The following is a 6209-nucleotide window of genomic DNA, read 5'->3' as shown; positions in this document are numbered from 1 at the left end:
TTTCTGGTGGAAGTCCTGGGCTATACCTGGGATGAAGTGCACGAGGAGGCTGATGCCCTTGAGCATGCCGTCTCTGAGAAGATGGTTGACAGGATTGATCGTTATCTGGGCCATCCATCCCAGGATCCGCATGGGGATGCCATACCGACCGAATCCGGCAGCATGCCCGATGTCCCACTAACGAAGTCTCTGTCTCAGGTGGAAGATGGGCAAACCGTACGGGTATGGCGAGTAAGCGATCAGGATCCAGCATTGCTCAGGTACTTGAGCAAGCACAGGGTACGCCCAGGGACCTTGCTGAAATTAGTTTCGCCTGGGGACGCATCACAGGGGGCGCAAATCCGCGTTCAGAAGATATCGGCCGGGCAAAGTAGTCCCAATAGGGATGAGAATGAATCGAAGGGGATTGCTGAGCCTTTGGAATTGGATGATGCACAGGCTTCAAGAATCCAGGTAGTTGTTCAATAGATTTTATGCACTGCAGATGTCACGGCAGCAACGATGGTTGTGCTGTCCATCAGGGAACACGTCCATCATCTCCGGCTATGAGTTTATGGATTATTCCACCATGCAATGTTTTCCTGTTGGGAGTCACGGTGTTGGGGGTCATGGTATCCCCTGCATCTGCGGGAAGATCCAGCTAAATTCCCCAAAACGTCCAGACTCTGTCTGGCAGCAAATGAATGGACGTCTCGCTTATCGTCTTCAAGCAAGGTTCCGGACCAATACATACGCCTTTTCTTAGGCTGAGGTGTCCGCTCGGCAGGCCTTGGAGCTTTCGGTGACACTGGAAAGTCTGGTATCTGGTATGTTTCGAAACCAATTCTGCGATCATTGGACGAACTCGGCTTTACCTCCTAAGCTGGTACCAGTGTGGTTGGTGGGTTCATTGTTGCATGACGATTGAAGGGGAGCCGTAACAGTGCTTTGGTCTGTGATTAAAAATATTTTGGTTATTGCTGCCTCTGCTGCAATGGCTGGCCCTATGGGATTTCAGCCCAGCGCACCTGGATCCACGGCTGCTGAGTGGAGTACACAGTCAGCAACGCAGGAAAAGGTGGCTGAGGAAGAGCACGCAAACCCCTCGACAATAGGCGATCAGGACCAGTCGCAGAGCGCGTCTATGCCGGACAACCCCAATCAACCACTGCCAGAGAAAATCAGCAACGCCATACCTAAGGATTCGACCGTAGTTGCGAATGATCTGGCTTTGACACCAGACCAGCAGCTTAAGCAATTGGACTCAGGCAAGAAAGTCACCGATCCGAAAATCGTTGGGACATCAACCCATCAGGCAGATCCCTTGGCTAAGACCAATGGAGAATCATTCATCCCTGTTCATGTGGATAAAGTCAGAAAAGCCATAAAAGATTCCAAGACGGATCCCGATCAACAGACCAAGGGTAACGAAGGTGGAGAGGCGAAGCCGGCGACAGCTGATTCCTCCGTACGGTCGCGTACATCCTTTGCCTCTTTGCAAAATAATGAATACGGTGCCCACTGGGGCTCGTATCAAGGTTCACAGGCATTTTTTGAGGCTGATGGGACTCTCTTCGCGGACCAGGCCAAGGGGGTCATCGATGTTTCTGTGTGGCAGAACACTATAAATTGGGAGGCTGTAAAGAACTCCGGAGTCGACGGAGCCATCATCCGCCTAGGCTACGGTTGGGGCAACGGCCTGGATAAACAGGCCAAGAGGAACATTAGTGAATGCAAGCGTTTGGGAATACCTTTCGGGGTCTATATCTACTCGTACGCCTATGATGCCAATACGGCCGCCGCTGAGGGCGACAATGCGGTCAACCTGTTGAGGCAGGCCGGTGTCAGCCCTTATGATCTCAGCTATCCCGTTCATTATGACTTGGAAAATTGGACCTGGGCAGGTCACAGTCATCCCACCGATCCTGGAACGTATGATCAAATAGTCAATACCTGGTGGGGCAAGCTGTCATCTGCCGGATACAACCGGCTGTCCTTGTACTCATACACCAATTATCTTTATTCCGCCTTGAATTCTGACAACATCCATTCCAAGACGCATTGGGTGGCCAGCTATGGTCCGCGTACTGGTTTTCATTTCAGAAGTGCCGATAAGGGTTGGCAATACAGTAGCAGCGGTTCAGTCAGCGGCATCAACGGACACGTGGATTTGAACGCCTTCAGCAACATACGCAGTCAGCCTGATTTCAATGGAACCGACCCCAATTCATTTGCCGCCAAAGTCACGGACGTTCCTGAAGGGCGTTACTATATCGCCAGTCTTTTCGACAATCGTTATGTCGACGTAACAGGAGCCAGTCCTGACAATGGTGTGCCTCTGGATATCTGGCCCTACAACGGGCAGGACAACCAGCAGTTCTATATCAAGCCGGCCGGTGGCGGTAATTACACCATTGCGACTGGCTACAGCAAAGTGGTGGATGCGTCAGGACCTTCGGCTGATAACGGGACACCATTGATCCAGTTTTCGGCAAATGGCGGTCGCAACCAGCAGTGGACCCTGTATAGGTGCATTGATGGTTCGTACTACATCGCTTCTGTGTATGCCGGAAGCCGGAACAAGGTTTGGGATATCACTGCCTCAAATGGTGCCCCGGGATCCAGGCTGGAACTGTGGGCGGCTAATCAAGGCGAGAATCAAAGATTCAAGCTGGTCAGCGTTAATGGAAGCGGCAACGGCAACTCTTCATCATCAGGTCAGTTGGTGAGCGCTGATGGTGGAAAGTACTGGTATGAGAACGGAGCGAAAGCCCGTTCCAAGGAGATATATGATTCTTCTGCCGGACTCTGGTACTGGGCAGGTGACGACGGTCAGCTGGCCCAGGGCTGGAAGACGCTGCCTGATGGGCGAAGGGTGTATTACGATCCCCGCACTTTGGGAATGGCCCATGGCGAAAGGCTCATTGATGGGTCCTGGTATTACTTTGCCTATGACGGCAATATGGTCAGAAGCCGGGATCTCTACCTCACTTCCAACGGCGGAAAATATGTAAGATACGCTGCCGATGGAAAAATGGTCAAGGGCGAAAGCAGCAAGGCCGGCAAATGGTATTTCTTTGATCCCGTGACCGGCGCTATGGCTAAGGGGTGGAAGCATGTGTCCTCCAACGGCGGCAAGTGGGTCTACTACGATCCATCCAACGGCCAGATGCTCCATGGAGAGGCCTATATCAATGAAAATTGGTACTACTTTAACGATTGGAGCGGCGCCACCACTTATGGATGGAAGCACTTGGCATCCAACGGCGGCAAGTGGGTATATTACGATCCGGTTATGGGGTGGATGCTAAAGGGCTGGCAGCGAGTCGAAGGCTCCATGCGCCACTTCGATGAGACGACTGGGGCGGTGCTCAATTGATTGATAGTTTGTCTTTCTAGCAAGCCTTCGCTGGTATCCTGCAAACTTGGTTGAGCATGGGTTTAAAGTTAGAAACCATGAACACTGCTGGGCAATTGAAATCGGATCTGCCTGAAAGCGAGGCAGACGAATCTGCCTCCGGCCACGGCGGGAATGCCGATGATCAGGGTAACGATAGGGGCGCTCCGCAACTCGCCTTGGTGATTCCTTGCTACAACGAGCAGGACGTTCTGCCCATCACCTTGCCCGTTCTGAATACCAAGCTCTCAGACTTGGAAAAGCGTGGGTTTATCACAGAGAACAGCTACATTCTTCTTGTGGACGACGGATCTCAGGATTCCACATGGTCAATTGTCGAGTCGAGTCATTCCCAGTACCCTACGAGGGTGCATGGCCTTAAGTTTTCTCATAATAGGGGACACCAGAACGCCCTGTATGCAGGGCTTATGGAGGCTCTGAATCGTGGATGCGACGCGGCCATTTCAATGGATGCGGATTTGCAGGATGATCCCGATGCCATTGATGCAATGGTAAAGGAGTATGCCAAAGGAAGCGACATCGTCTACGGAGTCAGGGACAACAGGGATACCGACACTGTTTTCAAGCGATCGACAGCGGATCTGTTTTATAAGATGATGTCATGGCTGGGAACCGACACAATACCGAACCATGCTGACTACCGGCTTATGAGCCGTACGGCCTTGGAGGCTCTTTCTCACTACACTGAAGTCAATTTGTTTTTGCGGGGCATCGTTCCTTCTCTTGGTTTCCCCCATAGCAAGGTGTACTACAAGCGCGGCTCAAGAGCAGCAGGCGAGTCCAAGTATCCTTTGAAAAAGATGATGTCATTCGCAGTGGAAGGCATTACGTCTTTTTCAATCACCCCGCTCAGGGCCATCACCGGCATCGGTCTCATTTCGGTTGCGGTAGGCATAGTGATCCTTATTTATGTGCTGGTCTCCTTCTTCTGTGGTCGTGCAGTGGCCGGTTGGGGGTCTGTGATGTGTTCAATCTGGATCCTTGGAGGGCTGATTCTGTCAGGCATTGGAGTAGTAGGTGAGTATGTTGGCCGAATCTATTTGGAAGTGAAGCATCGACCCCGCTATATCGTCGAAGAACGCATCTGATATGTACGTCAAACCGCATTTCGACCGGGAAAGTCTCGACAAGATAATTCAAAAGAGGTATTGAACGTGAAATCTGCCCTCTCTCGGCATGCACCGATGCCTATCGAATCGCTGAAGCGTCACGCTGGCATTGCTCTATTGGCCTTCATCCTTAACGCCGTTGCCTTTGCTCCCCTGATTGCCCGTCGACATTACTCGGTGGATTCCTATCATCTGATCGACGACCAGAATGCTCTTTGGTATTTGCAGAATGGCCGATACACATGGTGGCGTTTGACGCTGGTGGCGGACAGCCTCGGTCTGAACCTGGTTTTGCGGCAACGACTGTTCATGGCAATCTGCATCATCGGATTCTCCATCTCTTTGATTATTCTCACGGCCTCTTTTGCCAGGCTGGGCGGAATCTCATCCTTTGCTGGGCAGTGCTGTCTGTGTCTGACCTTGTCGGTGGTATGGATCAACGTATTCGTACTTGAATTCCTCTTGTTCCCAGAAAGCGCTGTGTCTGCAGCTGTCGGTTCCGTATTCGTCGGCTTGGCCGTCAGCCTCATCCTTGGCAGACGGAATGCTTGGCTGTCGGCTGCATCGCTCATTTGTCTGTTGATCGCTCTGGGGTGCTACCAAAGCTTGGTAGGCGTGTTTTTAGCGCTCGCCTTGCTGGGCGGCTGCCTGACTTCTTTACGGGAAGGACATGAGCCTTTTACACGGGTGATGCTTCGTTGGGCCAAGGTGCTGGGCATGGCTGCATTCGGCTCTGTTTTTAATGTCATCTGCGTAAGATATTTGATACATATTAAGTACATAGTCGATCCTGGCCGTGGAGCCAGGCTTTCTTTGCCGACTATTGTCTCCAACTTCAAACAGGTGTTGAGATACCAGCTGTCTCTGCTCAATAATGCCGATGGACTCATGCCCAGATTCAGCGTTACCCTGATACTGCTCTTTCTGATTGCTCTGCTGGTGCTGTCCTTCCGAACCAGGCACAATCTGCCCTATGGGCAATTGGCTTGCGCCGCCGTGGTCGCCTATCTGGCAGTCTTTGCCCCTCACTATATCGAGAAGAATATCCTCTTGACCCCGCGCAGCAATATGGCTTTTTGGGCTTGGATTGCGTCAATGACCACGGTTTTTGCGGTTTCCCTGCTTGCATCCCGGCATCAGCCGTTCACGGTCAGGACCCCGATTGAGCCCATGCCGGAACCTGGGCGAAAGGCCGAAGTCACGATTGAGAGGCCCGAGGCCTTCCCGGGCTCTGGCAACGGTGCTCGGCATGCTGCAAGGCTTATCGGCGTCTCTGGCGTCTTCCTGCTCTTTTCAAGCGTATGCATGGCGGATATAGCTTATGATGCCTATGTCAGTAATACCCAGGACCAGGCCTATGCCCTGAGTGTCGCGCAGAAGATCAAAGAACATGAGGCTTCCACCGGCCAACATGTAACAGCTATCGCCATAGTTCCTGATGCAAGGGTGCATGTCAAATATGACAGTGTGCGTTATCAGAGGTACGAACTGAACCGGCGCATCATGAATACCCCTTACTCAAATTATCAGATGATCAATTATCTGAGTCATTCGAACCTAAGCAAAATCGAGATGCCTCGGTCGGACTATCGCCGCTACTTTGCCGGTCGGGACTGGAACCAGCTTGATTTGGATCAGCAGCTGGTATTCTCTGGCGACAAGGCCTATCTGGCCTTGTACTAGCGGCTTGCTGCCTGCTCAGA

General features: G+C 52.0%; 4 protein-coding genes. All 4 read left to right on the top strand.

Going from position 1 to position 6209, the window contains the following annotated elements:
- The first annotated feature begins 6 nt into the window (after positions 1–6).
- A complete protein-coding gene (locus tag AC0AP0_RS07625) occupies positions 7–468 on the top strand; it encodes a metal-dependent transcriptional regulator (protein ID WP_490430022.1) in 462 nt (153 codons plus the stop codon).
- A 589-nt stretch (positions 469–1057) separates the two neighbouring features.
- The gene (locus tag AC0AP0_RS07620) at positions 1058–3358 is read left to right on the top strand and encodes an RICIN domain-containing protein (protein ID WP_490430020.1); all 2301 of its coding nucleotides are present in this window, start codon (positions 1058–1060) and stop codon (positions 3356–3358) included.
- A gap of 77 nt (positions 3359–3435) precedes the next feature.
- Positions 3436–4485, top strand: coding sequence for a glycosyltransferase family 2 protein (locus AC0AP0_RS07615; protein WP_490430018.1), 1050 nt, complete (start codon positions 3436–3438; stop codon positions 4483–4485).
- 66 nt (positions 4486–4551) lie between these two features.
- Positions 4552–6189: a glucosyltransferase domain-containing protein gene (locus tag AC0AP0_RS07610; protein WP_490430016.1), complete on the top strand. Its 1638-nt coding sequence runs from the start codon at positions 4552–4554 to the stop codon at positions 6187–6189.
- Positions 6190–6209 lie beyond the last annotated feature (20 nt).

Source organism: Bifidobacterium sp. POST2/T3 (B1) (genome assembly GCF_058197115.1).
The sequence above is the reverse complement of the archived record's forward strand: the minus strand, read 5'-3'. Positions and strand labels throughout refer to the sequence as shown.